This is a genomic window from Streptomyces sp. 3N207 (genome assembly GCF_052246355.1).
Classification (GTDB): Bacteria; Actinomycetota; Actinomycetes; order Streptomycetales; family Streptomycetaceae; genus Streptomyces.
Map to the genome: position 1 here is coordinate 19,129 of NZ_JBQQBV010000022.1, position 25,538 is coordinate 44,666.

23 protein-coding genes are annotated in these 25,538 nt (G+C 72.1%); 10 read left to right on the top strand and 13 right to left on the bottom strand.

Going from position 1 to position 25,538, the window contains the following annotated elements:
• The first annotated feature begins 12 nt into the window (after positions 1–12).
• The gene (locus tag ACTWP9_RS28155) at positions 13–1,458 is read left to right on the top strand and encodes an aldehyde dehydrogenase family protein (protein ID WP_443249190.1); all 1,446 of its coding nucleotides are present in this window, start codon (positions 13–15) and stop codon (positions 1,456–1,458) included.
• 28 nt (positions 1,459–1,486) lie between these two features.
• Positions 1,487–2,605 (top strand): alcohol dehydrogenase catalytic domain-containing protein, encoded by a 1,119-nt coding sequence (locus tag ACTWP9_RS28160; RefSeq protein WP_443249191.1) that lies wholly within the window; start codon positions 1,487–1,489, stop codon positions 2,603–2,605.
• Here the strand turns inward: ACTWP9_RS28160 and ACTWP9_RS28165 are convergent.
• From ACTWP9_RS28165 to ACTWP9_RS28175, 3 genes are all read right to left on the bottom strand, one after another.
• On the bottom strand, positions 2,602–3,096 hold the full coding sequence (locus ACTWP9_RS28165) for a nuclear transport factor 2 family protein (RefSeq protein WP_443249107.1): 495 nt from the start codon (positions 3,094–3,096) through the stop codon (positions 2,602–2,604). The two genes, ACTWP9_RS28160 and ACTWP9_RS28165, sit on opposite strands and share 4 nt — an antisense overlap.
• A gap of 81 nt (positions 3,097–3,177) precedes the next feature.
• Positions 3,178–4,191, bottom strand: coding sequence for a GlxA family transcriptional regulator (locus ACTWP9_RS28170; RefSeq protein WP_443249108.1), 1,014 nt, complete (start codon positions 4,189–4,191; stop codon positions 3,178–3,180).
• Between the two features lie 29 nt (positions 4,192–4,220).
• Entirely contained in the window at positions 4,221–5,261 is a 1,041-nt protein-coding gene (locus ACTWP9_RS28175; RefSeq protein ID WP_443249109.1) for a GlxA family transcriptional regulator, read from the bottom strand.
• Positions 5,262–5,332: 71 nt separating this feature from the next.
• Between ACTWP9_RS28175 and ACTWP9_RS28180 the strand changes: the two genes are divergently transcribed.
• Both ACTWP9_RS28180 and ACTWP9_RS28185 read left to right on the top strand, forming a co-directional pair.
• Positions 5,333–6,676 (top strand): MFS transporter, encoded by a 1,344-nt coding sequence (locus tag ACTWP9_RS28180; protein WP_443249110.1) that lies wholly within the window; start codon positions 5,333–5,335, stop codon positions 6,674–6,676.
• A 128-nt stretch (positions 6,677–6,804) separates the two neighbouring features.
• The gene (locus ACTWP9_RS28185) at positions 6,805–7,575 is read left to right on the top strand and encodes an NAD(P)H-dependent oxidoreductase (protein WP_443249111.1); all 771 of its coding nucleotides are present in this window, start codon (positions 6,805–6,807) and stop codon (positions 7,573–7,575) included.
• A 28-nt stretch (positions 7,576–7,603) separates the two neighbouring features.
• Here ACTWP9_RS28185 and ACTWP9_RS28190 read toward each other — a convergent pair whose 3' ends face one another.
• The 4 genes from ACTWP9_RS28190 to ACTWP9_RS28205 form a co-directional block, all read right to left on the bottom strand.
• On the bottom strand, positions 7,604–8,284 hold the full coding sequence (locus ACTWP9_RS28190) for a flavin reductase family protein (protein WP_443249112.1): 681 nt from the start codon (positions 8,282–8,284) through the stop codon (positions 7,604–7,606).
• 99 nt (positions 8,285–8,383) lie between these two features.
• The gene (locus ACTWP9_RS28195; RefSeq protein WP_443249113.1) at positions 8,384–9,220 is read right to left on the bottom strand and encodes an enoyl-CoA hydratase/isomerase family protein; all 837 of its coding nucleotides are present in this window, start codon (positions 9,218–9,220) and stop codon (positions 8,384–8,386) included.
• Positions 9,221–9,269: 49 nt separating this feature from the next.
• The gene (locus ACTWP9_RS28200; protein WP_443249114.1) at positions 9,270–11,540 is read right to left on the bottom strand and encodes an acetate--CoA ligase family protein; all 2,271 of its coding nucleotides are present in this window, start codon (positions 11,538–11,540) and stop codon (positions 9,270–9,272) included.
• Between the two features lie 215 nt (positions 11,541–11,755).
• Positions 11,756–12,922 (bottom strand): flavin-containing monooxygenase, encoded by a 1,167-nt coding sequence (locus tag ACTWP9_RS28205; protein WP_443249192.1) that lies wholly within the window; start codon positions 12,920–12,922, stop codon positions 11,756–11,758.
• Positions 12,923–13,104: 182 nt separating this feature from the next.
• Between ACTWP9_RS28205 and ACTWP9_RS28210 the strand changes: the two genes are divergently transcribed.
• Together ACTWP9_RS28210 and ACTWP9_RS28215 are read left to right on the top strand one after the other, a co-directional pair.
• Positions 13,105–13,545 (top strand): Zn-ribbon domain-containing OB-fold protein, encoded by a 441-nt coding sequence (locus tag ACTWP9_RS28210; RefSeq protein ID WP_443249193.1) that lies wholly within the window; start codon positions 13,105–13,107, stop codon positions 13,543–13,545.
• A gap of 40 nt (positions 13,546–13,585) precedes the next feature.
• Positions 13,586–14,083: a GNAT family N-acetyltransferase gene (locus ACTWP9_RS28215; RefSeq protein WP_443249115.1), complete on the top strand. Its 498-nt coding sequence runs from the start codon at positions 13,586–13,588 to the stop codon at positions 14,081–14,083.
• Between the two features lie 81 nt (positions 14,084–14,164).
• Here ACTWP9_RS28215 and ACTWP9_RS28220 read toward each other — a convergent pair whose 3' ends face one another.
• Complete coding sequence (locus tag ACTWP9_RS28220) at positions 14,165–15,436, bottom strand: thiolase C-terminal domain-containing protein (protein WP_443249116.1); 1,272 nt, start codon at positions 15,434–15,436, stop codon at positions 14,165–14,167.
• 121 nt (positions 15,437–15,557) lie between these two features.
• Here ACTWP9_RS28220 and ACTWP9_RS28225 point away from each other — a divergent pair, with 121 nt between their 5' ends.
• Positions 15,558–16,817, top strand: a complete 1,260-nt coding sequence (locus tag ACTWP9_RS28225) for an acyl-CoA dehydrogenase family protein (RefSeq protein ID WP_443249117.1) — start codon at positions 15,558–15,560, stop codon at positions 16,815–16,817.
• Entirely contained in the window at positions 16,817–17,305 is a 489-nt protein-coding gene (locus ACTWP9_RS28230; RefSeq protein ID WP_443249118.1) for a nitroreductase/quinone reductase family protein, read from the top strand. Before ACTWP9_RS28225 ends, ACTWP9_RS28230 begins: the two co-directional genes overlap by 1 nt.
• 6 nt (positions 17,306–17,311) lie before the next feature.
• Here the strand turns inward: ACTWP9_RS28230 and ACTWP9_RS28235 are convergent, their stop codons facing one another.
• A complete protein-coding gene (locus ACTWP9_RS28235) occupies positions 17,312–17,959 on the bottom strand; it encodes a TetR family transcriptional regulator (protein WP_443249119.1) in 648 nt (215 codons plus the stop codon).
• Positions 17,960–18,265: 306 nt separating this feature from the next.
• Here ACTWP9_RS28235 and ACTWP9_RS28240 point away from each other — a divergent pair, with 306 nt between their 5' ends.
• A complete protein-coding gene (locus tag ACTWP9_RS28240; RefSeq protein WP_443249120.1) occupies positions 18,266–21,187 on the top strand; it encodes an outer membrane protein assembly factor BamB family protein in 2,922 nt (973 codons plus the stop codon).
• A 33-nt stretch (positions 21,188–21,220) separates the two neighbouring features.
• Here ACTWP9_RS28240 and ACTWP9_RS28245 read toward each other — a convergent pair whose 3' ends face one another.
• Positions 21,221–22,210 carry a hypothetical protein gene (locus ACTWP9_RS28245; protein WP_443249121.1) on the bottom strand — a complete coding sequence of 330 codons (990 nt, stop codon included), beginning with the start codon at positions 22,208–22,210 and terminating at the stop codon, positions 21,221–21,223.
• A gap of 191 nt (positions 22,211–22,401) precedes the next feature.
• Here ACTWP9_RS28245 and ACTWP9_RS28250 point away from each other — a divergent pair, with 191 nt between their 5' ends.
• A complete protein-coding gene (locus ACTWP9_RS28250) occupies positions 22,402–23,055 on the top strand; it encodes a hypothetical protein (RefSeq protein ID WP_443249122.1) in 654 nt (217 codons plus the stop codon).
• On the opposite strand, the gene ACTWP9_RS28255 is transcribed toward ACTWP9_RS28250, so the two are convergent.
• The 3 genes from ACTWP9_RS28255 to ACTWP9_RS28265 are packed head-to-tail and all read right to left on the bottom strand — an operon-like array spanning position 23,052 to position 25,451.
• The gene (locus ACTWP9_RS28255; RefSeq protein WP_443249123.1) at positions 23,052–23,837 is read right to left on the bottom strand and encodes an enoyl-CoA hydratase/isomerase family protein; all 786 of its coding nucleotides are present in this window, start codon (positions 23,835–23,837) and stop codon (positions 23,052–23,054) included. The genes ACTWP9_RS28250 and ACTWP9_RS28255 overlap by 4 nt on opposite strands.
• Positions 23,834–24,307 carry a Zn-ribbon domain-containing OB-fold protein gene (locus ACTWP9_RS28260; RefSeq protein ID WP_443249124.1) on the bottom strand — a complete coding sequence of 158 codons (474 nt, stop codon included), beginning with the start codon at positions 24,305–24,307 and terminating at the stop codon, positions 23,834–23,836. The genes ACTWP9_RS28255 and ACTWP9_RS28260 overlap by 4 nt, the downstream gene beginning before the upstream one ends.
• A 4-nt stretch (positions 24,308–24,311) precedes the next feature.
• Positions 24,312–25,451 carry a lipid-transfer protein gene (locus tag ACTWP9_RS28265; protein ID WP_443249125.1) on the bottom strand — a complete coding sequence of 380 codons (1,140 nt, stop codon included), beginning with the start codon at positions 25,449–25,451 and terminating at the stop codon, positions 24,312–24,314.
• Positions 25,452–25,538 lie beyond the last annotated feature (87 nt).

The window sequence follows — 25,538 nt, forward strand, 5'->3', positions numbered from 1 at the left end:
TACCGGCACTGGATCGGCGGTGGCTGGCGGCAACCCGCGCGCGGCCACTACCCGATCACCGACCCGGCGACCGAGTTGCTGGTCGGTGAGGCTCCCGAAGGGGACGCGGCGGATGTGGACGCCGCCGTCCGCGCGGCGCGTTCCGCCCAGGGGGCGTGGGCCGCCACCGATCCCCCCGAGCGCTCCCGGGTGCTGGAGCGGATCGCGGAGCTGCTCACCGAGCGCGGTCCCGCACTCGTACCGCTCCTCCAGGCGGAGACGGGTGCCACCCTCAAGGTCGCCCGCGGAATGCAACTGCCCACTGCTGCTGACCGCTTCCGCCGGTACGCACGCGGCGCGCTGGAGCCGGACACCGTGCCCCTGGCCCCGCAGCCCGTGGGGGCCAGTGCGCTGGCCCCGGGAGGGCTGATCGGCGCCGCCGCCGTACGTCGCCCCGTCGGCGTGGTCGGGTGCATCACCTCCTACAACTTTCCCGTGGTCAACCTCGCGGGCAAGGTCGCGCCCGCGCTGGCCATGGGGAATGCCGTGGTCTGCAAGCCGGCGCCGCAGGATCCGCTGAGCTGTCTGGAGCTGGGCCCGCTGCTGCAGGAGGCGGGGCTGCCGGACGGGCTCTACAACGTGGTGACCGGCTCGGAGCCCGGGCCGGGGGAGGCCCTGGTCGCACACCCGGACGTCGACATGATCAGTTTCACTGGCTCCACCTCCGTGGGAAAGGAGATCGCTGGGAACGCGGGACGAGGAATGAAGCGCACCCTCATGGAACTGGGTGGAAAGGGTGCGGCGCTGGTGCTGGACGACGCGGTTGGCAGGACCCGCGAAGCAGCACTGGGCTCGGTCGCCTCGACCTGGGCATTTCACAGCGGCCAGATCTGTACGGCACCGACGCGTGTGCTCGTACACGACTCGCTCCACGACGAGTTCGTGACTGCCCTTTCACGCTACGCCTCCGCACTGACGCTCGGCTATCCCACGAATGAGCGAACTGTCGTCGGTCCGGTGATCTCCGCGGCCCAGCGCGACCGCGTCGAGGCGTACATCGCAGGTGCCCGCGCACAGGGCGCCACTGTCCTGGTCGGCGGCGAACGGCCCACGGAACCCACGACCGGTTTCTATGTCGCGCCGACGCTGATCACCGACGTCACGCCGGAGATGACCGTCGCCCGCGAGGAACTGTTCGGACCCGTGGTCGTGGTCCTCCGGTTCGCGGACGACGACGAGGCCGTGCGCATTGCGAACAGCACCCCCTACGGCCTCTACGACTACGTGTTCAGCGGCGACACAGGCCGCGCCTGGCGGCTGGCGGGGCGGCTGCGGAGCGGCAACGTCGGCATCAACACCGTCCAGCGGCATCCGGAGACGCCGTTCGGCGGCTTCAAGGAGTCCGGAGTCGGCCGCGACGGCGGGTCGTTCGGGCTGCACGCCTACAGCGAGCTCCAGTCGATCGTCTGGCCGTCATGACGAGTGAGGTGAGGGGAGCGTGAGCGGGATGCGAGGCGTGGTCCTGGAGGGGGCGCGGGCCGAGGTCGTCGACGACCTGGAGATCAGGGCGCCGGGCCCCGGCGAGGTGCTCGTCGGTATCCGAGCGGCGGGGCTGTGCCACAGCGATCTGTCCGTCATCGACGGGACGATCCCCTTCCCGCGGCCGGTCGTACTCGGCCACGAGGGCGCCGGTGTGGTCGAGGCCGTCGGGGAGGGCGTGGTGCACGTGGCGGCCGGAGACCATGTGGCGCTGTCCACCATCGCCAACTGCGGCGCGTGCCCCCAGTGTGCGCGGGGGCGCCCCACCATGTGCCGCCGGGCCATCGGCAGGCCCGAACAGCCCTTCAGCCGCGGCGGCAAGCCGCTGTACAACTTCGCCGCCAACTCGGCCTTCGCCGAACGCACCCTCGTCAAGGCCGTCCAGGCCACCCGGATCCCCGGCGACATCCCCCTCACGTCCGCGGCGCTCATCGGCTGCGCCGTCCTCACCGGCGTCGGGGCCGTGCTCAACCGGGCGAAGGTCGGACAGGGCGAGTCCGTGGTGGTGATCGGCGTCGGCGGCGTCGGGCTCAATGTGCTGCAGGGCGCCCGGATCGCCGGCGCGGCCCCGATCGTCGCCGTGGACGCCAACCCGGAGAAGGAGGCGGCAGCCCGGCAGTTCGGCGCCACCCACTTCGTGGACGCCTCGCAAGTGACCGCCCCACAAGCCGACGCCTCGCAAAGGGAGACGCAAGGGGCTGCCCAAGGGGGAACGGTCGCCGCCGTCAAGGAGATCCTGCCCGACGGTGCTGCGCACACCTTCGAGTGCGTCGGCAGTACAGCGCTCGTACGGCAGGCCGTCGACCTCCTCGACCGGCACGGGCAGGCTGTCCTGCTGGGCATGCCGGCCGCCGACGCCGAGGCGGTCTTCCTGCCGGCTGCGCTGTTCCTGGACAAGTCCATCCTGGGCTGCCGTTACGGCTCCTCCCGTCCGCCCCGCGACATCGCGCTCTATGCGGATCTGTACCGGCAGGGGCGGCTGATGCTGGACGAACTGGTCACTCGCACCTACCCGGTCGAGGAGTTCGAGGCAGCAGCCGACGACGCCCGCCACGGCCGCGTGGCCCGTGCGGTGCTCACCTTCTAGCCCGTCGAGCCCGATCGGGCCGCCGACGGGGTGCAGGCCGCGGCGATGGCGGCAGTGTCCCAGTAGAACGGATGGACCTCGGTGATCCGCCCGCCTGCGACGGTGATCGTCTGGAGGATGGGGAATGCGATCTCCCGGCCGGTGACACGGGAGCGCGCACGTATCCGGCTGTGGACGACCGAGGTCTCGCCAGTGGCGAGAAACCGCTGCTGCGCGATGTCGAACGTCTCCCAGACACGGCTCATCTCGTGGAAGAACCGCTCCATGCCCGCGTGCCCGCGCCAGCTGCCCCCATAGGGCAGCCCGGCCGCCTGGTGCAGGACGACATCGGGCGCGAAGTACGGTGCGAGCGGGGCGAACGAGGCCGTCCCCGGGCCACCGGCGGTCAGGTACTCCGCCTCGGCTGCGTACATGCCGCTGAGCACCGCCCCCGGGTCCGAGGGGGAGGGAGCCGCCGGGTCGGTCAGTGAGGCAGAAACGTGGTGTGTCATGGCGACAGCGTGGCTTGTACGGCGACGGCTTTCCGGCGGCTGGCGGACATCGTGCTGCGGCCACAAGGGCGCCCCGAATCGCTAGGCTGCCGCGCCCTGCGCCTCCGCGCGGAACGTACGGCGGTAGGCGCGAGGGGAGACGCCCAGGGCCGCCTGGAAGTGCTGGCGGAGGGAGGCGGCCGTACCGAAGCCCGCTCGGGCCGCGATGCGTTCGACCGGGAGGTCCGATTCCTCCAGCAGGTGGCGGGCCCGTTCGATGCGCTGCTGGGTGAGCCAGCGCAACGGGGTGACGCCGACTTCTTCGCGGAAGCGGCGGGTGAAGGTGCGGACGCTCATGGATTCGCGTTCGGCCAGTTCGCGGAGGGTGAGGGGGCGGTCGAGGTGGCGGAGTGCCCAGGTGCGGGCGGTTCCGGTGGAGGAGAGGCGGGGTTCGGGGACGGGGCGGCGGATGAACTGGGCCTGTCCTCCGTCGCGGTGGGGCGGGACGACCGTGCGCCGGGCCACTGCGTTGGCGACGGCCGCGCCGTGGTCCTCCCGCACGATGTGCAGACACAGATCGATTCCGGCGGCCTCGCCTGCCGAGGTCAGTACGGAGCCCTCGTCCACATAGAGCACGTCGGGATCGAGCCGCACGGCCGGGTACAGGGTGCGGAAGGTGTCGGTGGACATCCAGTGGGTGGTGGCCCGTTTGCCGTCCAGCAGCCCGGCAGCGGCCAGTACGAAGGCGCCCGTGCAGATGGAAGCGACGCGGGCGTCGGGGCGGATGCGGGCGAGCGCCTGGCGGAGCGGTTCGGGCAGGATGCCCTCGGTCTCCGTCTCGTCCAGTTCATGAGTGGCCGGTACGACCACCGTGTCCGCCTCCGCCAGCGCTGCGGCGCCGTGCGCCACATGGATGGGGAAGTCGGCGTCCGTACGGACGGGCCCCGGCGTGACGGCGCAGGTGACCACCTCGTACAGCGGTTCTCCCTCCGGGGTGGCCGCCCGGCCGAACACCTGGTGCACCAGGCCGAGCTCCATCGGCATCACTCCGTGTCTGACCAGCACGGCGACCCGGTGTCGCTCTGGGTGCGCGAAAACCCGCGCGGTGGTGGCCATCTCCGCCTCCTTCGTTCGCACCGTCCCGATCACCTTCCCGAACCCACACCGGCGTCCGCCGCAGCACCGGTTTCCGCGTCTGCTGCGATGTCCGTGCGGAACGTACGGCGGTAGGCGCTCGGTGAGACGCCCAGTGCGGCCTGGAAGTGCATCCGCAGGGTCGACGCGGAGCCGAAGCCCGTGCGGGCGGCGATCTGCTCGATGGACAGATCGCTCTCCTCCAGCAGCTGGCGGACGCGCTCGATGCGCTGCTGGGTGAGCCACTGCTGAGGGCTCACGCCGACTTCTTCGCGGAAGCGGCGGGTGAAGGTGCGGACGCTCATGGATTCGCGTTCGGCCAGTTCGCGGAGGGTGAGGGGGCGGTCGAGGTGGCGGAGTGCCCAGGTGCGGGCGGTTCCGGTGGAGGAGAGGCGGGGTTCGGGGACGGGGCGGCGGATGAACTGGGCCTGTCCTCCGTCGCGGTGGGGCGGGACGATGGTGCGCCGGGCGACCGCGTTGGCGACGGCCACGCCGTGGTCCTTGCGGATCATGTGCAGGCACAGGTCGACGCCGGAGGCGATGCCCGCTGAGGTGAGTACGGAGCCCTCGTCGACGTAGAGCACGTCGGAGTCGAGTCGGACGCTCGGGAAGAGGCGCTGGAAGCGCTCGCCGGCACGCCAGTGGGTGGTGGCCCGTTTGCCGTCCAGCAGCCCGGCAGCGGCCAGTACGAAGGCGCCTGTGCAGATGGACGCGATCCGGGTGCCGGGACGGATGCGGGTGAACGCCTCGGCGAGGCCGGGGCTCATCGCGCCCCGGTCGTAGGGCTCGTCCCAGTCGTGCGAGGCCGGGACGATCACGGTGTCCGCCTCGGCCAGTGCCTCGATGCCGTGTTCGACATTGACTGTGAAGTCGCCGTCGGTACGGATCGCACCAGGGGTGACGGCGCAGGTGACGACCTCGTACAACGGCTCGCCCGTGGCCGACCGCGCCATACGCATCAGCGCGTGCGGGATGCCCAGCTCGATCGGCAGCAGGCCGTGCCGTACCAGCACGGCGACCTTGTGCAGTCCGGGGTGGGTGAAAACGGCCATGGCCCGATCCTCGCACATGGTGGCCTCCAGGCCACTCGCTCCGTTCGCCCCCGCACCGCAGGCTGGTCCGCGTGACTGAGACCCTCTCCCCGCGGCCGTCCGGGAAGGGCGGCGCCGACTCTGCTGAACCGCACTCCCAGCCGCCCTCCGAACTGCGCACCGTACGACCGCGTGTGCACCGTGCCTGGTGGGTCGCCCTGGTGTGCTTCGTCGCGCTCGTAGGGGCTGCCGGATTCCGGGCGACACCCAGCGTCTTCATCGACCCGCTGCACGAGGAGTTCGGCTGGTCGCACGGCACCATTTCGTTCGCCGTCGGACTGAACGTCCTGCTGTACGGGCTCACTGCACCGTTCGCCTCCGCACTGATGGAGCGCTACGGCATACGCCAGGTAGTCACAGCGGCGCTGCTGTTGATCTCGGCGGGCAGTGGTCTGACGGTCTTCATGCGGGCCGAGTGGCAACTGGTGCTCTGCTGGGGCCTCCTGGTGGGCGTCGGTTCGGGCTCCATGGCGCTCGCTTTCGCCGCAACAGTGGCCAATCGCTGGTTCGTCGCCCGGCGCGGTCTGGTCAGCGGCATCCTGACCGCGGGAAGCGCCACAGGCCAGCTGGTCTTCCTCCCCCTGGTGGCACTGCTTGTGGAAGGGCCCGGCTGGCGGACCGCCTCACTGGTGGTGTGCGGTTCGGCGCTCGCTGTCGTGCCGCTGGTGGTGTGGCTGCTGCGGGACCGCCCCGAGGACGTGGGGGTGCGTCCGTACGGTGCCGGGGCCGACTACGTGACCCCCAAGGCGGATACGGGCGGTGCACTGCGGCGCACCCTGTCGGTGCTGCGGGACGCCGCCCGCACCCGGGTCTTCTGGCTGCTGGCCGGTTCGTTCGCGATCTGCGGCGCTTCCTCCAACGGGCTGATGAGCACGCATTTCGTGCCTGCGGCGCACGACCACGGGATGGCCGTGCCCGTGGCCGCTTCCCTGCTGGCCCTCATCGGACTGCTGGACCTGGTCGGCACGGTCTGTTCCGGCTGGCTGACCGATCGTTTCGACGCACGCCGGCTGCTGGCGGTCTACTACGGGCTGCGCGGGCTGTCGCTGCTGGTCCTGCCGATGCTGTTCGCCGCAAGTGTGCAGCCGCCGATGCTCTTCTTCATCGTCTTCTACGGCCTCGACTGGGTCGCCACCGTGCCGCCCACCATGGCGCTGTGCCGGGAGCACTTCGGTGCGGACGGTGCGGTCGTCTTCGGTTGGGTGCTCGCCTCGCACCAGGCCGGTGCCTCGCTGATCGCCTTCCTGGCGGGGCTGGTACGGGATGCCACCGGGACGTACGACCTGGCGTGGACCGGGACGGGCGTGCTGTGTGCGATTGCGGCGCTGATGGCACTGGTGGTCCGGCGCGGTACCCGGCAACCGGCTGCCCTGTAGAGCACCCAGGCGCGAGGGCGGCGGGCGGCGGCTTGAGCGGGTGGCGCGTGAGTGGGTGGCCAGAATCTTGCACTAGCCGTCCATCTGGCCACTCGTTTCGGCTCTCAGCCGGACGCATGCTCAATGGCATGAAGACACTGTGGATTTTCGCCCACCCGGAAGCACGCTCCCTGAACGCCGCACTGCGCGACACCGGTGTCGCCGCACTGCGGGAAGCCGGCCATGAGGTTCGGGAGTCCGACCTGTACGCGATGGGCTGGAAGCCGGTCATCGACGGTGCGGACTTTCCCGGCAGGGAGCGGCCCGAGGAGCGACTGCTGGTCGGGGACGCACAGGAGCACGGGTACGGCACAGGCGGGCTCAGTGGGGACATCCGGGCCGAGCAGGAGAAGATCCAGTGGGCCGACACCCTGGTCTTCCACTTCCCGCTGTGGTGGTTCGGTCCGCCCGCCATCCTCAAGGGCTGGTTCGACCGGGTGCTGGTGCAGGGCTTCGCGTTCGGCGTGCAGGACCCGGAGGGCCGTACCCGGCGCTACGGGGACGGCGGACTGGCGGGCAAGCGGGCCATGGTCGTCACCTCGGTCGGGGCGCGGCCCTCCAGCTTCGGTCCGCGCGGCATCCACGGGTACGTCAACGACGTGCTCTTCCCGCTGCACCACGGGACGTTCTGGTACACGGGCATGGCGGCGCTACCCCCGTTCGTCGTCTACGGCGCCGACCGCGCGACCGAGGCGGACGTCAAGGAGCGCCGGGAGGAGCTGCGTCAGCGGCTGCGGAACCTGGACACGCTCACCCCGCTGCCCTTCCGCTACGAGGCGGGCGGCGACTACGACGCCGATCTGGTGCTGCGTCCGGAGCTCGCCCCCGGCCGTACGGGGCTGGAGGTGCACTCCGCGTGACCGCACTCCTCGGCGGTCGGCGGCGGATTCAGCCCTCGGTGTCCGCCGGGGCGAAGGTGCCCAGCCGGCCCCGGTGGAAGATCAGCGGCTCGGGCTCACCCTCCGCAGCGTCCAGTGCGCGTACCCGGCCGACGACGATGAGATGGTCGCCGCCCGTGTGTACGGCGTGGATCTCGCAGTCGATCCAGGCCGCCACACCTGCAAGCAGCGGTGAGCCGGTGACCGGCGCGGGGGAGCAGGAGACTCCGGCGAACTTGTCGGCGCCGCTCACCGCGAAGGCACGGCACAGCTCGCCCTGACCGGCCGTGAGCACGTTCACGCAGAAGACGCCTGCCCGCGCGATGCGGGGCCAACTGGTGGAGTTGCGGCCCACCATGAACGAGATCAGGGGCGGCTCCAGCGAGAGCGACGCGAAGGACTGGCAGGCGAACCCCGCAGGGCCCGGTTCCCCCTCCGCCGCCGGTGCGGTCACCACGGTCACGCCGGAGGCGAAGCCGCCCAGCACCCGGCGGAAGTGGGCCGGGTCGACGGGGGCGCGCTCGTCCTCGCGTACGGCCCGCAGCTCGGGCCTGGGGAGCGCGCCGGGCTCGGCGACCCGCTCGGTGCGCCGCGTGTCCCGTGCGGGGCCGTGCGCCGCACGGGCGGACGGTGCGCCGGCGGTGCGCAGATAGCGCACCGCGGTGGCTGCCATTCCAGCGTGTCCCATCATGGGTTCATTGCACCTGATGCTTCGTCAGATTGGAAGGTCGGAGGCACAGGGTTCCCGGTGCCGTCGTGCGCTCGGCAACTCCAGAGTAACCACGGCGCTCTATCGTCCCTCGAATCCGGGTCCGCGCCGCTCGGTGAAGGAGGCCACGCCCTCCCGTGCGTCCCGGGTGGTCATGTTGATCTCCTGCGCCCACGCTTCCGCGGAGAAGGCCGCCGCGCGGTCCGTGTCCAGGGAGGAGTTGACCAAACGTTTGGTGAGCGCCAGCGCGCGGGTCGGCCCGGCCGCCAGCCGCTCGGCCCAGGCCCGTGCCGTCTTCTCCAGCGCGTCGGCGGGCACGACCCGGTTGACCAGGCCGAGACGTTCGGCGTCCGACGCGGGCAGCGCGTCACCGAAGAACATCAGCTCCTTGGCCCGCTGCGGCCCCACCAGCCTGGGCAGCAGATAGGCCCCGCCACCGTCCGGCACCAGGCCGCGGCGTACGAAGACCTCCACGAACGAAGCCTCCTCGGCGGCCAGTACGAGATCACAGGCGAGCGCGAGGTGGCAGCCGAGCCCCGCCGCGGTGCCGTTGACCGCAGCGAGCACCGGCTTCTCGCAGTCCAGTACGGCCGCGACCAGCCGCTGCGCACCCCGTTCGAGCGTACGGGCCACATCGCCCGCGACCCGTTCCCCGCCGCCGGGGGTGCCCCTGAGGTCGGCGCCCGCGCAGAAGCCGCGGCCCCGCCCGGTGAGCACGACGGCCCTCACGTGCGGGTTCGCCGAGGCATCGGTGAGCAGCGCGACGAGCCGCTCACGCTGCTCCCAGGTGAGCGCGTTCAGTGCGCGCGGACGGTCGAGGGTGATCCACGACACGGAGTTGTCAGTGGCCTGCGCTACAACTTTTTCCAGGGATTCGTCCGGGGCCGCCGAGGGCTCCGTGTCACGAGGGGAGGACATCAACGTGCAGCTCCTTTCACGGGCGCCGCTGCGCCGGTCGGTGATCGGCTCAGCGGCAGACGGCCAGCGCGTCGAGCGCCACCGCGCCCTGCCCGCGCGGGAGGACGACCAGCGGGTTGATGTCCAGCTCCGCCAGCCCGCCACTCACGCTCTCCGGGCCTGGGCCGGCGCTGGTCCTGCCCAGCTCCAGCGCCATCCGCTGCACCCGCAGCACGATTTCCACCAACGCGTCCGTATCGGCGGGCGGTCTGCCGCGTACGCCGTCCAGCAGTGCCGCGCCCCGCAGTTCGCCGAGCATCGCGCGGGCCTGGTCCTCGCCGAACGGCGGCACCCGCACGGCGACATCCCGCAGGACCTCGATCAGCACGCCGCCCAGCCCCACTGTCACTGTCGGCCCGAACAGCTCGTCCTGGGTGATACCGACCGCCATCTCCACGCCCGGGTCGACCAGTTGGCACACCAGCACGCCGTCCAGCTCGATGCCCTCGGCGTGCGCGATGTCGGTCAGCTCCCGGTAGGTGTCCCGCACCTGGCTGGCGGAGGTGAGTCCGAGGCGGACGAGGCCGTACTCGCTCTTGTGCGCGAGCTGCGGCGCCGACGCCTTCATCACGACCGGGTAGCCGACCTGGGCTGCCGCGCGCACCGCACCCGCCGCACTGGTGCACAGCTGCTCGCGCGGGACGCGGATCCCGTAGGCGCGCAGCAGCTGCTTGCCCGCGTGTTCGCTCAGCTGCTGTCCGGGGCGCAGCAGTGCCTCGGCTTTCCGCAGCGAGGGCGAGGGGGTGCGTGGTGCGTCGTCGAAGGGGGAGCGGTAGGTGCGGGTGAAGCGGTGGTGGTCGAGATAGGCGCGGACGGCGCGTACGCAGTTGCCGAACGTACGGAAGGTCGCCACCCGCGAGGAGCCCAGCAGTGTGTGCCGGTAGGCGTCCTCGGTGCCGACGGGAGAGCCCCATACGACGCAGACCAGCTTGTCCGTCTCTTCGGCGGCGGCCACCAGGTCCCGGGCCAGTTTGTCGCTCATCGGGGGGAAGGGTCCGGTGATGGGGCAGACGAGTACGCCGACGTCCGGGTCGGCCAGGATGGCGTCGATGATTTTCCGGCCGCGCCAGTCGCCCACCGGGTGCCCGCCGTTGTCGACCGGATTGGCGACCGAGAGGTACTGGGGGATCCACTGGTGCAGTTCGGCCTGCTTCTCGGCGGAGAGGGTGGGCAGGTCCAGTCCCTCGGCCGTGGCCAGGTCGGCGAAGTGGGCGCCGGTGCCGCCGGATATCGCGTGGACGGCCACCCCCTCGGCCCGCGGCGGCCGGGCGCGGGCCAGCAGCGCGGCGGTGTCCTGCAACTCGTCCAGCCCGGCCACCCGGATGACGCCGAACTGCCGCATCGCCGCGTCCACTGTGGCGTCCGCTCCGGTGAGCTTCCCGGTGTGCGAGGCGGCGGTACGCGCGCCGGCCTCGGTGCGGCCCACCTTCACGGCGACGACGGGCACGCCGCCGCGCGCTGCGCGGTCGGCCGCCAGCAGGAAGCCGCGGCCGTCCTTGAGCCCTTCCACATACGCGGCGACGGCACCGACCTCGGGCAGGGTGGCGAAGTAGGAGAGGAAGTCGGCCGTCTCCAGGTCCGCCTCGTTGCCGGTCGGCGCCCAGTGCGAGAGCCGGATGCCCAGCTCCTGGAGGGCGAAGAGGGGGCGCCCCTGGTGGCCTGACTGCGTGATCAGTGCGATGGCGGGGCCGTCGAGGTCGTCGCGGAACCGCTCGAAGGCGTTGAGGTTGGTGTTCGGGCCCAGCAGCCGCACCCCGGAGCGTGCGGCGGCCTCGGCGAGCCGGGCCTGCGCTGCTGCGCCCTCCTCGCCGGTCTCGGCGAAGCCGGAGGCGAAGGCGACGGTGAACCTGGTCTTGGTCTCCGCCAGTTGCTCCAGCACGGGCAGCGGGTCGGCGACGAGCAGCACGGCCACGTCCACCGGTTCGGGCAGCGCGCCAACGGTGGGGGCGCACGGCAGCCCGTAGACCTCGCGGCGGCTCGGGTGCACGGGGTGCAGATGCGCGCCGACCCGCTCGGCCCATGCGATCAGCCGACGGGTGATGCCCGCGTTCGGCCGCCCCTCGGCGTCCGAGGCGCCGACGACGGCCACGGCCTCCGGCCGGAAGAACCGGTCCAGGTCGGGCACCGGCGCGTGCAGCGGCCGCCCGCTGACGTCGAGCTCGGCCTCGGCGGCCCCGTCGGCCCTGCCGTGCACGGCAGAGCCGACGGCCCGCTCGCCGCAGGCCAGCACCCGGGCCGAGCGGGGGGTCATGGTGAGGGTCCCGTGAGTCGATCCGAGCATGTTCTCTCGCCCACTCCCGTGTGGTGGCCTGCCTGGGACTGGCGCCTAACTGGAACTGACGCCCTGTCAGGTTACTGAACTGACGGGACGTCAGGAAGGGGACGGGCGCTGTCAGGAAGGGGCTGGGCCCCGGATCGGCCGGGCGCAACGCGCGCGACGACGGCGGAGTGCGCTCGGCGTCGGCGGAGCGCTGCGCGGTGACGCCCCCGCGAGGTTCACCGCGCTGCGCGGGCCACGGCCTTGGCTATTCGGCGGGCGTCCAGGGCCAGTTCGCGGAGGTTGCCGCTGAGCGGGTTCGAGAAACCGGTGAAGTAGAGGGCCGGGGCGTTGGGGTGGGGGCGCCGGCCGTGGGTGCGGGGCAGGCCGTGGGAGTCGAGTATGCCCAGGTGGCCGACCAGGTCCTCCAGTCTGCGCCGGTATCCGGTGGCCGCGATGACGACTTCGGGGCTGATCCTCTCCCCGTCCGCCAGCAGCACCTTGCCGTCCTCGAACGACTCGACGGCAGCCACCGGTTCGACCTTCCCCTGCCGCACCGCGTCCACCAGTCCCGCATCCAGCACCGGAATGGCACCCTCGCGTGCCCGGGTGTACAGGCCCGCCTCGGGGCGGGGCAGTCCGTAGGGAGCCAGGTCGGGGACGGACAGCTTGGTGAGCTGCGCGGCCATCCGGTCCACCAGCCGCACCGGCAGCCTCCGGCACAGGATCGCGCTGCGCTGCGAGGGCCAGCCGAGGGTGGAGCGGCGCAGGATGTGCGGGGGTGTCCGGACGGCGAGCCGTACGCGCCCGGCGCCGCCCTCCACCAGGTCCGCGGCGATCTCGGCGCCGGTGTTGCCCGCGCCCACCACCAGTACGTCGCGGCCCGCGAAGGGGGCGGGGGAGCGGTAGCGGGAGGCATGCAGCAGTTCGCCGGTGAAGCTGTCGCGGCCGGGCCAGGAGGGCAGGTACGGGGTGTGGTTGTAGCCGGTGGCGACGACGACCGCGGGCGCGGTCAGCCGCCGCCCTCCGTTGGCGTGCAGCACCCACTGCCCGCCCTCGGAAGCCTCAGCCCGCTCTTCGTCGTCGGCCCGCTCCAGCTTGTGCACCTCGACGCCCGTCGCCACCTCGATCCGGTGGTGTGCCGCGTACCGCTCCAGATAGCGGACGACATCGGCCCGGGCGACCCAGCGGCCGTACGCGCGGGGGATGGGCAGGCCGGGGAGGGACGAATGGGTCCGGGCGGTGTGCAGCCGCAGCCGGTCGTAATGGCTGCGCCAGGAGGCGCCGACGGCGTCGGTCCGCTCCAGTACGACCGCGCTGATGCCGCGCTCCCGCAGGGCCGCGGCCGTGGCCAGGCCCCCGGGCCCGGCCCCGAGAATGTGGACGGGTGTGCCGCTGTCGGACATGGGCATGACGACCATCCTAGGTCGGTGCACCCACCTTGCGGGTGTATGCGGCAACGCCTAGAACTGACGTACCGTCAGGTAGCTGCTAGCTCGAAGGGGGCTCCGTGAACGCAACGGCGGCACAAGCGGCACAAGCGAGGCAAGCGGCGCAGGCAGCGGAAGCGGGGCGGGCAGCACCGCCGGTGCAGCAGCGGTTCGATCTGCCGGACATCGATGCGTTCACCGCACCGTACTGGCAGGCGGCGGCCGAGGGGCGGCTGCTGTTGCGCCGCTGTCGTGCACAGGGCTGCGGCGTCGCGCACCACTACCCGCGGGAGTTCTGTCCGCGCTGCTGGAGCGAGGACGTCGGCTGGGAGGAGGCCAGTGGGCACGCCACGCTCTACACCTGGTCCGTTGTCCACCGCAACGACCTGCCGCCGTTCGGTGCCCGCGTTCCGTACGTGGCTGCCGTTGTCGAGCTCGCGGAGGGGCCGCGGATGATGACGGAGATCACGGACTGCCCGCCGGAAGCGCTACGGGTGGGAATGGAGCTCCGGGTCGCGTTCCGGAGGGCGGACGGCGCTGAGGGCGAGGAGAGCGCCCACGAGCCGGCCGTACCGGTCTTCCGGCCCGCCCGGAGTTAGTCGCTGGCGGGGCAAGGCGCGCCTGCCGCATGCTGGGCCCGTGCAGATCCGCGTAGCCACCGAAGCCGACTGGCCGGCCATCTGGCCCTTCTTCCGGCGCATCGTCGCCGCGGGGGAGACCTACACCTACCCCCGCGACATGGACGAGCCCTCCGCCCGCGCGACCTGGATGCTGCAGCCGCCCGGCCGCACCGTCGTGGCCGTGGACGACGACGGCGCCGTACTCGGCTCCGCCAAGATGAACCCCAACCACATGGGCGGCGCCTCGCACATTGCCGGGGCGAGCTTCATGGTCGACCCGGACCACAGCGGCCAGGGCGTCGGCCGGGCGCTGGGCGAGCACGCACTGGAGTGGGCCAGGCGGGAGGGCTACCGGGCGATGCAGTTCAACGCCGTGGTGGAGACCAACACCGGTGCTGTGGCGCTGTGGAAGTCGCTCGGCTTCGAGATCGTCGCCACGCTGGAGGAGGGCTTCTCGCACCCGGAGCACGGATACGTGGGGCTGCACATCATGTACCAGCGGTTCCAGCGCCCTTAGCACCCGTTGTGCGGCGCCCATTGCGTTCAGGGCGCAGTTGTGCGGCGCCCATTGCGTTCATGGCGCAGCGGGGAGGGTTCTTCAGTGCCGCCCCAGCACCACCGTTCCCGAGGAGCAGAACCAGCCGCCCGTCCCGGAGGCGACGGCCAGTTCGGGCAGTGTTCCGTCCCGCCGCCTCACCTGCCGGCCTTCGCCTGCCTCGCCGCGCAGCTGCCGTACCGCCTCGACGAGGAGGAACAGTCCGCGCATGCCCGGGTGACAGGCGGACAGACCGCCGCCGTCGGTGTTCACCGGCAGGGCGCCGTCCCGCAGCAGCCGCCCCTCCTCGACGAAGGCGCCGCCTTCGCCCTTGGGGCAGAAGCCGAGATCTTCCAGCGTGACGAGGGTCATATAGGTGAACGCATCGTAGATCTGCGCCAGATCGATGTCGTGCGGGCTGACTCCGGCGCGTGCGAAGGCCGTACGTCCCGAGACGGCGGCCGGGGAGACGGTGAAGTCCTCCCACTCGGACATCGTCGTATGGGAGACGGCCGTGCCCGAACCGAGGATCCACACAGGTTCGGTGGCCAGGTCCGGCACCCGGTCCTCGGCGACGAGCAGCACGGCGCAGCCGCCGTCCGAGCGGATGCAGCAGTGCAGCTTGGTGAACGGGTCGGCGATCAACGGTCCGGACAGTACGTCCTCGACGGTGATCGGCTCGCGGTACGCGGCCTCGGGGTTGGCGGCGGCATTGGCGCGGGCCTGCACGGCGACCTGGGCGAGCTGTTCGAGGGTGGTGCCGTACTGGTGCATGTGCCGACGGGCGGCCATCGCGTACTTGGCGACGAGGGTGTGCCCGTAGGGAACCTCGAACTGGAGCGGGCCGCGCGTGCCGAAGGAGAGGTTGGCGGTGCGGCGGCCCGCCTTGAGGTCGGCGCGGGCGGTCGAGCCGTAGACGAGCAGTACGGCGTCGGCCCGGCCCTGCGCGATGGCGTCGGCGGCGTGCGCTGCCATCACCTCCCAGGTGGCCCCGCCGACGGAGGTCGAGTCCACCCAGGTGGGCCGCAGTCCCAGATACTCGGCGATTTCCACCGGCGCCAGGGTGCCCAGTCCGGCCGAGGCGAGACCGTCCACGTGGGACCGGTCGAGCCCCGCGTCGGCCAGGGCGCGGCGGGCGGCCTGCGCGTGCAGCGCGTACGGCGTCGCCGCGTCGGGCCTCCCCACGTCGGCCTTCCCGGCGTCGGCCTTCCCGGCATCGGCCTTCCCGGCGTCGGAGAGCGCGACTCCGGCGACCGCGACGCGGCGGCCGGTCCTCCCCCAAGCTCTTCGAGCAGGGAGGTACCCCCAGTGGCTGGTGGTGTCGGCAACCGGCATGAAACTGACGGTACATCAGCTATCGCTGTCGATGGCAGGGTGCGTGACTCTGGGCTTCCCGTCCCGCCCTCTCTAATATGACGCTCCGTCAGCTTGCTGGAGTCGTGAGGGGGCGCCGCCGATGGACACCGCGTTCACCGAGGAGCAGGAACAGATGCGGCGCACCGTGCGGGAGCTGCTCGCGCGCCGCTGCGGCCCCGCGGCGGTGAGGGCGGCCGTGCTGACGCCCGCGGGGTACGACACCGCCCTGTGGCACACCCTCGCCCGGCAGCTCGGTCTGCCCGGCCTGGCGCTGCCCGAGGCGTACGGCGGCATCGGCTGCGGCACGCTCGAACTCGCCCTCGCCTTCGAGGAGGCGGGCCGCGCGCTGCTGCCCTCGCCGCTGCTGCCCACGGCCGTGCTCGCGGCTCCACTCATTGCCACGCTCGGCTCCCCGGAGCAGCGCGCCCTGCTGCTGCCCCGCCTCGCCTCCGGCGAGCTGACCGCCGCCCTCGCCGTCCCGGGCAGCGCCCTGGCCCCGGCGCTCGGGCTCACCGGTTCCGGCCACGGCTGGGCAGGCGGCGGGCGCGCGGGCGGTGTGCAGGCGTCGTACCGCACGGGGGGCGCGCAGGAGGGCTGGCGGCTGTACGGGGAGGCGGACCAGGTGCTCGGCGGCCACAGCGCCGGGCTGCTGCTCGTCGCCGCGCACACGGGCGGCTTCACCCGCAGCCGGACGTTGCTCTTTCTCGTCGACTGTGCGGACGGTGCCGCCGACGGTCTCGTGCGCACCCGGCAGACCGCGCTGGACGAGACGCGCGCCGTGGCCCGGGTGCAACTGCGGGATGTGAACGCAACGTTGCTCGGTGAAAGCAACGACGACATGTGCTCCGCGCTCGCGACGGCCGGGCCGCGGGTTGCCGCCGTGCTGGCCGCCGAGGCGGTAGGAGCGGCGGACGGCGCGCTGACCCGTACCGTCGAGTACGTCAAAACGCGTGAGCAGTTCGGGCGGCCCATCGGCTCGTTCCAGGCGGTCCGGCACCGGCTGGCGGACGTGTACGTACAGCTGCAGGCGGCCCGCTCGGCGGCGTACTACGCGGCATGGGCAGCCGACCGACCGGCCGGTCTGTCCGCCGGTGAGGCCGCCACGGCAGGCGGGCTGGCGCTCGCGCAGGGGCTGGAGGCGCTACGGCCGGCTGCCGCCGAGGCGGTGCAGCTGCACGGCGGGGTGGGTTTCACCTGGGAGCACGAGGCGCACCTGTACTTCAAGCGCGCGGCAGGCGACGAGCTGCTGTTCGGTCCCGTGCACCGGCTGCGCGCGCGGGCCGCGGAGCGCGCGGCGCTGTTCGGGGCGGGTGAGGGAGAGCGCGGAGGAGAGCGCGAGGGAGAGGCGGTCGCCGTCTGATGGCCGGGAAAAGCGGCGTGAAGCTGGTCCAGAAGATCTCGTCCACCAGGGCTTTCGCGCGCCTCGCACCGCATGTGATCCCGGTGCTGGACCGGGCCGTGCACCGGCTGTCGGGCCGGCGGACGATGCTCAGCAACCAGCTGTTGCCCGGAGTCGTGCTGACATCGACGGGCGCGAAGAGCGGGCAGTCGCGGCGTACGCCGCTGGCATGCATGCCCGAGAAGGAGCGGGGGAGCTGGCTGCTGGTGGGCAGTAACTTCGGCAGGCCGGGCCATCCGGCATGGACGGTCAACCTCCGCCGGCACCCGGAGGCGTGGATCAGCTACCTGGGGCGGGACATTCCGGTACGGGCACGGCAGTTGGAGGGGGACGAGCGGGAGGAGGCGTGGCAGGACCTGCTGCGGTTCTGGCCGCCGTACGCCGTCTACCAGGCGCGGATCGAACGGCAGATCCGTATCTTCCGCCTTGAACGCCGGGAGCAGGGCTGACGGTGGCTACTTGGCGGGCTTCTTGCCCGTCACACCGAGGTGGACCAGGAGCGTCAGGCTCGGCTTGAGCTCCGACTGCTTGACGCCCCAGCTCTGGAAGCCCTTCTGGTGGCCCGCCACGGAGGCCAGCATGGCGACCAGGGAGCCCGCGACGGCTGCGGCGTTGATCTCCTTGTCGACCTTGCCCCGGGACTGGAGGTCCTTGATCGCATCGGCGAGGGAGTTGTTGACCGAGTTGAGGATCTTCATGCGGATCTTGTAGAACCGCTTGTCGCCCTCTGCCGCGCCGAGATCGACCACGCGCAGGATCGCGTCGTTCTTGCGCCAGAAGGTCAGGAAGCCCTCGACCAGGTCCTCGGCCGTCTGTCGGCCCGCCTTGCCGACCCAGGAGCGGCCGGCCACCAGCTCGGTGAGGCCCGCACCCTCCTTGGCCATGGTTTCCGCGATCTCCAGGACGGCGCCCTCGACATCGGGGAAGTACTGGTAGAAGGTCGCCGGAGAGGTGCCCGCTCTCCGTGCCACGTCGATGACTTTGACGTCGCGGTAAGGCGACGAGCTGAGCATCTCGCTGAGGCAGTCGAGCAGCTTCTGCCGCGTCGCCTGACCGCGGCGTCCGGCCACCCGGCCGTCGACGGTTCGCACTTGTCCTGTCATGCCGTCAGCTTACCGAGGGGTGATCGGCGCGCGATTCGTCAGCGGGCAAACGGGGTGTGCTCGGATTGCTGATCGAGGTGGGGGCAATTGGGGTGATACGCAATCAAGGCCGCGTGCCGGATTCTCCGGGTCATCCCGGGCTTTGTCGGGCCACGGAGACACTTACGTGCCGCCCCCGGGTTCGCAACCGCCGCGTTCGCCAGGAAGAATCGGCGTCCGGGCCGTCAGGTCCGGCACGGCAGTGAGAGGCTGCACGGGGTGGGAACGGGCAGATTTTACGGCCCCTACGGGGAGGTGGCAGGACAAGTGGTGGAGCAGCTTACACAGCACGATCCGCGGCGGATCGGCCCGTTCGAGGTGCTGGGCCGTCTCGGTTCCGGCGGTATGGGGCTGGTCTACCTCGCACGCTCGGCATCCGGCCGCCGGGTCGCGATCAAGACGGTGCGCACCGAGCTGGCCGAGGACCAGCTCTTCCGGGTGCGCTTCACCCGGGAGGTCGAGGCGGCCCGCGCAGTCAGCGGCTTCTACACCGCGGCCGTCGTGGACGCGGACCCGCGCGCCGCCGTGCCGTGGCTGGCCACCGCCTATGTGCCCGCACCCTCTCTGGAGGAAATAGTCACCGAGTGCGGACCGCTGCCCGTGCAGGCCGTGCGCTGGCTGGCGGCGGGCGTCGCCGAGGCGCTCCAGTCCATCCACGGCGCCGGTCTGGTGCACCGCGACCTCAAGCCGTCCAACGTGCTCGTCCTCGAGGACGGCCCCCGCGTCATCGACTTCGGTATCGCATCGGGCGTCTCCAACACTCGGCTGACCATGACCAACGTCGCCGTCGGTACGCCCGCCTACATGTCGCCCGAGCAGGCGCGGGACTCCCGCAGCGTCACCGGGGCCAGCGATGTCTTCTCGCTCGCCTCGACGCTCGTCTTCGCGGCCACAGGCCATGCGCCCTTCCACGGGGCCAATCCGGTGGAGACGGTCTTCATGCTGCTGCGCGAGGGCCCCGATCTGGAGGGACTGCCGGACGAGCTGCGTCCGCTGATCGAGTCCTGTATGCGGATGAACGCCGAGGAGCGGCCCACGCCCGCCGACCTCCAGGCGCAGCTGGCGCCGCATCTGTTCGGTGCCGGAAGCGACGACAGCGGCACGGTCTCGGCATGGCTGCCGTCCACGGCCGTCTCGCTGATCGAGCGCCGCAGGGGCGGCCGTGCGATGCGCAGGCAGAACGCTGCCGCCGCGGCTGCCGCAGGTGCGGCCGAGGGTGCCGCAGCGGGAGGCGAAGGTGCCGGTGCCGTGGGCGGCGGAAACGGTGCGGGTGCCGGTGCCGGTGGTGCGGAGGGCTCGGCGCTGGGGTCCGTGGGGCCCGGTGGGCCCCCGGCGGCCGGGCGCGCGGCAGCGGGCCAGGCCCCGGCGGCATCCGGGCCCGGCGCGGGAGCCGCGGCGGGAGCCGGCGGGCCGGGTGCCGCCGTCGCCGAGTGGGACCAGGGCATCCCGCCGGGACCGCGCGCCGTCGGCAGCTCCGTCGGGGCTTCCGCCGCCCCGGGCGGCTCCGGAAGCGCGGAGGCGGGCCAGGACTCCGGCCCGGGGCCCGTCGTCTCGCGTCCCGCCTCCCAGCCGGGCAACCCCGAGGGGGGATCGGTGCAGCTGCCCGGCGCACAGCTGCCGATCGGCCCCGGGCCGCGGCGCTCGGAGGAGACGGGCCGCGATGCCGAGGCCACCGGGACCTCCGGCTGGGTGCGCCCGCCCGGGGGTGGCCAGGAAGGCACCCCGCAGTCCTCCGCCGCACAGCCGTACGCGCAGCTGCCTCAGCAGTCGGCGTCCGGAGCATCTTCGGCCGTGTCGCCGGGGGCGGTCTCCTCGGCAGGCCCTCCAGCGGCTTCCGCCGCGCCGTCCGCCCATCCGCTGGCCCGCCCGTACGGCGGTCAGGGGCCGCGGCACGCCGGGGGCTCCGACCATGGCCCCGGGCAGTCGTCACCCGCTGCCCCACCGCACCAGCAGCAGCCCGTCGGGGTGCCCGCGCAGCCGTCCGGGCACCCCGTGCAGTCCCCGCCGTCTGCGGGGCCGGTGCACGAGGGCGGCGGGTCGCAGTCCGGCGGCCCGCAGCGCTGGCGGCCGTGGCGGTTCCGGATGTCCAACGATGTGTGGGGCTCGCCCGTCGTCGCCGACGACCTGGTCTATGTGACCTCGTTCGAGGTGCACGCGCTGGACGTGGCCAGCGGGCGCAGGCAGTTCAAGACGCGCGAGGTCGCCTGGTCGATGGCGGTCTCGGGCGGGCGGGTGCACGCCTCGGACGGGCCCAGCCTGTACGCGCTCGACGCCACCGACGGTTCCGAGTGCTGGCGGCTGGCCACCGACGGCTGGGTCTACTCGCTCCAGGTCGACCGCGGCACCGTGGTCACCGGTACCCGTGGCGGCGGCGTACAGGCATGGGAGGCGGCCAGCGGCGAGAAGCTGTGGGAACTGACCGGCGCCCAGACCGACTTCGAGACTCCCGAGGCGGGGCCCGTCATCGCCGACGGCGCCGTCTACACCTGGGCCGACGGTCGGCTGTACGTGCTGGAGGCGCGGACCGGCGCCGAACGCTGGACGTACCCGGTCGGTGACGCCTCCGCCACCGGCGGCGTTCCCGTACGGGTGACCGCCGCCGAGGACGGGGCCGTGTATGTGAGCGCGGGCTCCCGGGTGTTCGCGCTGGACGCGGCGACAGGACACGAGCGGTGGCGGTTCGACGCCCCGGCCGCGTTCCTGAGCCCACCCGCCTTCGTCCCGGGCCCCGGGGTGACGGGCGGGGGCGTCTACCTCGCCGACTACCTCGGCACCGTGTACGCGCTCGACTCCGGCAACGGCCACGACCGCTGGCGCATCGCCACCGAGGCACGGCACTCGACGGAGCCGGTCGTCACCGCCGACGGGTTGGTGCACCTCGGCAGCGGCAGCGCCCTGTACACCCTCGACGCGGTCAGCGGAACGCCCCGCTGGCGCTTCGCGACGGGCGCCGACGTGGTGGGCGCACCCGTCGTCGCGGACGGCCGGGTCCACTTCGGGTCGGCCGACCACTGCCTGTACACCGTCGACGCAGTGGGCGGCCAGCTGCGCTGGAAACTGGCCACCGGCGGGGAGATCACCGGCTCGCCGGTGGCCGTCGGCGGCGTCATCTACGCGTGCAGCAAGGACCGTTGCGTCTACGCGCTGGACGCTACGAAAGGCACCGGCCAGGCCCGGCACTCCGGCTGAGGCCCCGGCCGGCTGCCGCCCGGCTCCCGTCCGTCAGGCCGCGTCGCGTCCGCGGTGCGGCCAGGTGTCCTCGTCGCCGGGCTGTTCTTCCTCCGGGGGAGGCGGGGTGGGGAAGCGGCGGGTGCTGTCGGGGCGCGGTTCGCCCTCCGCCTCGGGACGGTGTTCGTACGGCTCGTCCAGCGGGGCTCCCTGGGTGCCGGCCTGGGGCTCGTACGGCTCGCGCTCCTCGGGGGCCGGTGGGCCCGTGTACTGCTGGTGTTCCGGGCCCTTGAACGGCCGGCCCGGAGGCGGGGCCCCGGGCTCCGGGGGCGGCGGCCCCGGAGGGTAGGGCTCTTGCGGGGGCGCTCCACGCATCCCGGGCTGTCCCGGATATGGCTGCTGCTCCGGGTAGGGCTGTTGCTCCGGATAGGGCTGCCGCTCGGGGTAGGGCTGCTGCTCGGGGTAGGGCTGTTGCTCCGGATACGGCTGTTGCGGCGGCGGTGGCCCCGCGAACGGCTGCTCCAGCGTGTCCTCTCCCCTCCCCCGATCCCCGTAGTAGGGCGCCCCGGCAACGACACCGGCGGCGCCTCCCGCTGCCGCGGGCTCGGCGGCGTGCCGTCGGGCCAGGGTGTGGCGGCCTGCCATCAGGGCGCCGGCGAGCAGCATCAGGAGTCCCCCGCCGAGGGCGAGCCAGGCACCGGAGGCGAGCCCTCCGGTGTTGCCGGCGGAGAGGCTGCCGGCGGCCTGGCCTTGCCGGACCATCCACAGGACGGTGAAGCCCAGATCCAGCACACCCGCGAACACCACGGTCAGCCGTGATTGCAGCAGTACGCCGACCACGGCCACCGCCGCCGCGACCACCATCAGCACGAACAGCCCGGTCAACAGGGCCGCGTCGGCGCCGGTGATGCCTCCGCCCTGGAAGAGCTCGTCGAGGCGGAAATCGCGTCCGAAGCGGCCGTCGTACCACGGTCGGAAGGGGCTGTATACGGCGGCCGCCGCTCCGATGAGGGCGAGCAGCGACCCGATCATGTTTCGGATCATGGTCTCGCCTCGCTTTCCGGCGCCGCTCCCGACGCCGCACGGGTGCGTGATCCGCAATCGACGCTACGCCGCCGGGAACCCCCTCGCCACTGCGGGCGTCTTGAGCCGGTGACAAAAGTTGTACTGCACGCGACAAGCACCGGGCGTCGGCTCCGGTGCCTCGCGGAACAGGTACTCATCGGGGGAACCTCATGAAGCGGATGCGTCACATCAAGCTGCTCGCCGCCGTCACCATCGTGCTGGTGGCACTGAGCGGCTTCAGCCCGGCCCGTTCCGGGGGCGGCGGCGGACGTAGTGGCGGCAGTGGTATCAGCAAGAGCAGCAGTGGGGGGCACGGCGGTGGCGGCTGCAGCAGCAAGAGTTCCAGCAGTCACAGTTCCAGCAGCAGCTCTGGCGGCGGCGGTTACAGCAGCGACGGTTACAGCAGCAGTTCCGGAAACGACGGTTACAGCAGCGGCGACAGTGACAGTTACGGCAGTAGTAGCGGCTACGGCGGCAACGGCCGCTATGACAACAACGGCACCACGTCCAGCAGCACCTCCAGTGGTTCAAGCCGTGACAGCACCGAGGCGTCCGGAACCGTGACGGAGTGCGCAGCCGCCAAGGGCCGGAAGCTCAAGAGCAAGGCGGAGCCCGGCGCTACCGTCCGTGTCCGCAACACGGGCAGGAGCACCGGCACGTTCAGTGTCCGCGTCGACTTCCGGGACGCGGACGGCACTGTCGTCGACAATGGCTCGGCCGTCGTCACCGTCCCGGTCGGCAGGAGCAAGTCGGTCGAGGTGCCGATGGACGACCCGCAGGTCGTGCGGGACGTCGAGGAGTGCGAGGTCTTCAGCGTCGTCTAGCGGGTCCGGAAAGCGGTGCTGTCGCGCCGCCCCCGGAAGAGCTCCGCCTGCTGCTGCGGAGGCAGATTGCCCAGGGCGATCAGGGGTGGGGCCTGAGCCATGGCCTGGCTGCGGGCCGCCTCCCGCGCGGCCCAGACGGCCCGCACCGTGCCCTGTACGGCACCGGACGGGTAGGAGGCCAGCACCCGGGTGCAGCGCAGCGCTGCCTGAAGCGCCCCGCCGACAGGCGCGAGCTCGGAGACGAGCCCCGTCTCATACGCGCGGCGTCCGGAGATCCGCTCGGCCGCTCCCATCAGCGCCATCCGCGCGACCTCGCCGAACGGCATCCGCTGCGCCATCCCCATCGCCTCGTAGGCGCTGACCATGCCGTAGCTGGTGTGCGGGTCGAAGAAGGCGGACTCCTCCGTTGCAACGAGGAACTCCACCTCGCTCAGCAGATAGAACGCACCGCCGCAGGCCATGCCCTCGACCGCGGCGACGACCGGAATCCACAGATCGTTGCTCTTCGGCCCGATCGAAAGCAACGGATCCTCGATTGCAAAGGGCGCATGCGGCTGTGGGACGGCGCCCTCCTCCGCGACCGCTGCCCGGTCGACGCCCGTACAGAAGGCCCGGCCGCCCGCTCCGGTGACCACCGCCGCGCGCACCGACCCGTCGGTACGCAGTGCGCGCCAGATGCGGGAGAGCGCGGCAGCGTCGGCAAGGTCGAGCGCGTTGTGCTTCTGCGGTCGGTCAAGGGTCACGGTCGCAACGCCGTCCTGCCGTTCGAGACGGATGGTCATGGCCGCTCCAGCACCCAACGGGGCACGGCCATTCGCCGTTCGCCGTCGCCGAGTTGCCGGAAGACGGCCCGTACGGGCGCTCCGATGCGCAGCTTGCCAGCGGCCACCGAGCCCAGCGGTGCGTCCGGTGCGGCGACCAGGTTGCCCACCAGCCGGATGGAGGGGTCGTCGGCCAGCTCCACCACGAGGACGTTGTACGGCGCCGCTTCGGCATAGCCGGGCAGCAGCGGTGGATGGGCCACCACATAGGACCAGATGCGTCCGCGTCCGCTCATCCACTGCCACTCGGCCTCGAACGACTGGCAGTGCGGACAGCACGGCCGCGGTGGGAAGCGCCGCACCCCGCAGCCGGAGCACGCCTGTACGCGCAGTTCGCCCTCGGCGGCGTACGACCAGAACGGCGCTCCGTCGTCGTCGGGCACAGGCAGCAGCAGTCCGGTTTCCGGCAGACCGGCCGGTTCGGCGGTCATGGTCTCAACTCCTCAGCAGCAGTGCGGAGGTGGGGACGCCCTCGCCCGCCGTCACCAGGCAGGTCGTGGCGTCGGGCACCTGGGCTGTGGAGGTGCCGCGCAGCTGGCGGACGCCCTCGGTGATCAGGTTGAAGCCGTGTACGTACGCCTCGCTGAGTCCGCCCCCGGAGGTGTTGAGCGGCAGCCGCCCGCCGATCTCCAGTGCGCCGCCCTCGGTGAAGGCCGCGCCCTCGCCGCGCCCGCAGAAGCCGTAGCCCTCCAGGGAGAGCGGGACGAGTGCGGTGAACGCGTCGTAGATCTCGGCGACATCCACATCCTGTGGACACAGATCGGCGTGCTTCCAGAGCTGTTGCGCCGTGGTCCAGGCGGGACCGCGCAGGGGGTCCTCGGCCCAGTAGTTGACCATTCCGTGGTGCTGTGCGGGCAGGCCCTGCGCGGCGGAGTGCACATAGACGGGCCTGCTGCGGCAGTCGCGTGCCCGGTCGGCGGAGACGAGGACGCACGCCAGCGCGCCGTCGGTCTCCAGGCAGTTGTCGAACAGGCACAGCGGTTCGCTGATCCAGCGGGAGGTCATATACATCTCGCGGGTCAGCGGCCGCTCGTACATCATCGCGGCGGGGTTCTGGTTGGCGCGGTTGCGGCACGCCAGTGCCACGTTGAAGAGGTGGTCGCGGGTGGCGCCGTACTCGTGCATATAGCGGCGGGTGAGCATGCCGATCTCGTCGGCCGGGCGCAGCAGCCCGAAGGGACGGGTCCACTGTGCGGGGGTGGGCAGTTGCACGGTGGTGTTGCGCCATGGCCGGCCGCCGGAGCCGCGTTTGCGGGAGCGCCAGGCCACTCCGACGGTGGCCTGTCCGGTGGCGATGGCGGCGGCCAGATGCGCGACGGTCGCACAGGAGCCGCCGCCGCCGTAGCCGACCTTGGAGAAGAACGTCACGTCGCCCGCGCCGATCGACTTGGCCACCTCGACCTCGTCGGTCTCCTCCATGGTGTACGAAGCGAAACCGTCCACCTCGGCGGGCGCGATCCCCGCGTCGTCCAGCGCCCGCAGGATCGCCCGGCAGGCGAGGGCCTTCTCGGATTCGGGGAGCCGTTTGGCGAACGGCGTCTGGCCTATGCCGACGATCGCCGTGGCGTCCTTCATGGCGTCCTCCCGGACGTGCTCCTGGCGTGCTCCGGTGCTGACAGTGCGGGAGGCTACCGCTAACCTGACGGGGTGTCAGGTACGTGA

Bases quoted from the DNA above. Each gene is read 5' to 3' on its own strand.
- ACTWP9_RS28160 (WP_443249191.1), top strand. From the start codon at position 1,487: ATGCGAGGCGTGGTCCTGGAGGGGGCGCGGGCCGAGGTCGTCGACGAC.
- ACTWP9_RS28165 (WP_443249107.1), bottom strand. From the start codon at position 3,096: ATGACACACCACGTTTCTGCCTCACTGACCGACCCGGCGGCTCCCTCC.
- ACTWP9_RS28170 (WP_443249108.1), bottom strand. From the start codon at position 4,191: ATGGCCACCACCGCGCGGGTTTTCGCGCACCCAGAGCGACACCGGGTC.
- ACTWP9_RS28175 (WP_443249109.1), bottom strand. From the start codon at position 5,261: ATGGCCGTTTTCACCCACCCCGGACTGCACAAGGTCGCCGTGCTGGTA.
- ACTWP9_RS28185 (WP_443249111.1), top strand. From the start codon at position 6,805: ATGAAGACACTGTGGATTTTCGCCCACCCGGAAGCACGCTCCCTGAAC.
- ACTWP9_RS28190 (WP_443249112.1), bottom strand. From the start codon at position 8,284: ATGATGGGACACGCTGGAATGGCAGCCACCGCGGTGCGCTATCTGCGC.
- ACTWP9_RS28195 (WP_443249113.1), bottom strand. From the start codon at position 9,220: ATGTCCTCCCCTCGTGACACGGAGCCCTCGGCGGCCCCGGACGAATCC.
- ACTWP9_RS28200 (WP_443249114.1), bottom strand. From the start codon at position 11,540: ATGCTCGGATCGACTCACGGGACCCTCACCATGACCCCCCGCTCGGCC.
- ACTWP9_RS28205 (WP_443249192.1), bottom strand. From the start codon at position 12,922: ATGTCCGACAGCGGCACACCCGTCCACATTCTCGGGGCCGGGCCCGGG.
- ACTWP9_RS28220 (WP_443249116.1), bottom strand. From the start codon at position 15,436: ATGCCGGTTGCCGACACCACCAGCCACTGGGGGTACCTCCCTGCTCGA.
- ACTWP9_RS28225 (WP_443249117.1), top strand. From the start codon at position 15,558: ATGGACACCGCGTTCACCGAGGAGCAGGAACAGATGCGGCGCACCGTG.
- ACTWP9_RS28230 (WP_443249118.1), top strand. From the start codon at position 16,817: ATGGCCGGGAAAAGCGGCGTGAAGCTGGTCCAGAAGATCTCGTCCACC.
- ACTWP9_RS28235 (WP_443249119.1), bottom strand. From the start codon at position 17,959: ATGACAGGACAAGTGCGAACCGTCGACGGCCGGGTGGCCGGACGCCGC.
- ACTWP9_RS28245 (WP_443249121.1), bottom strand. From the start codon at position 22,210: ATGATCCGAAACATGATCGGGTCGCTGCTCGCCCTCATCGGAGCGGCG.
- ACTWP9_RS28250 (WP_443249122.1), top strand. From the start codon at position 22,402: ATGAAGCGGATGCGTCACATCAAGCTGCTCGCCGCCGTCACCATCGTG.
- ACTWP9_RS28255 (WP_443249123.1), bottom strand. From the start codon at position 23,837: ATGACCATCCGTCTCGAACGGCAGGACGGCGTTGCGACCGTGACCCTT.
- ACTWP9_RS28260 (WP_443249124.1), bottom strand. From the start codon at position 24,307: ATGACCGCCGAACCGGCCGGTCTGCCGGAAACCGGACTGCTGCTGCCT.
- ACTWP9_RS28265 (WP_443249125.1), bottom strand. From the start codon at position 25,451: ATGAAGGACGCCACGGCGATCGTCGGCATAGGCCAGACGCCGTTCGCC.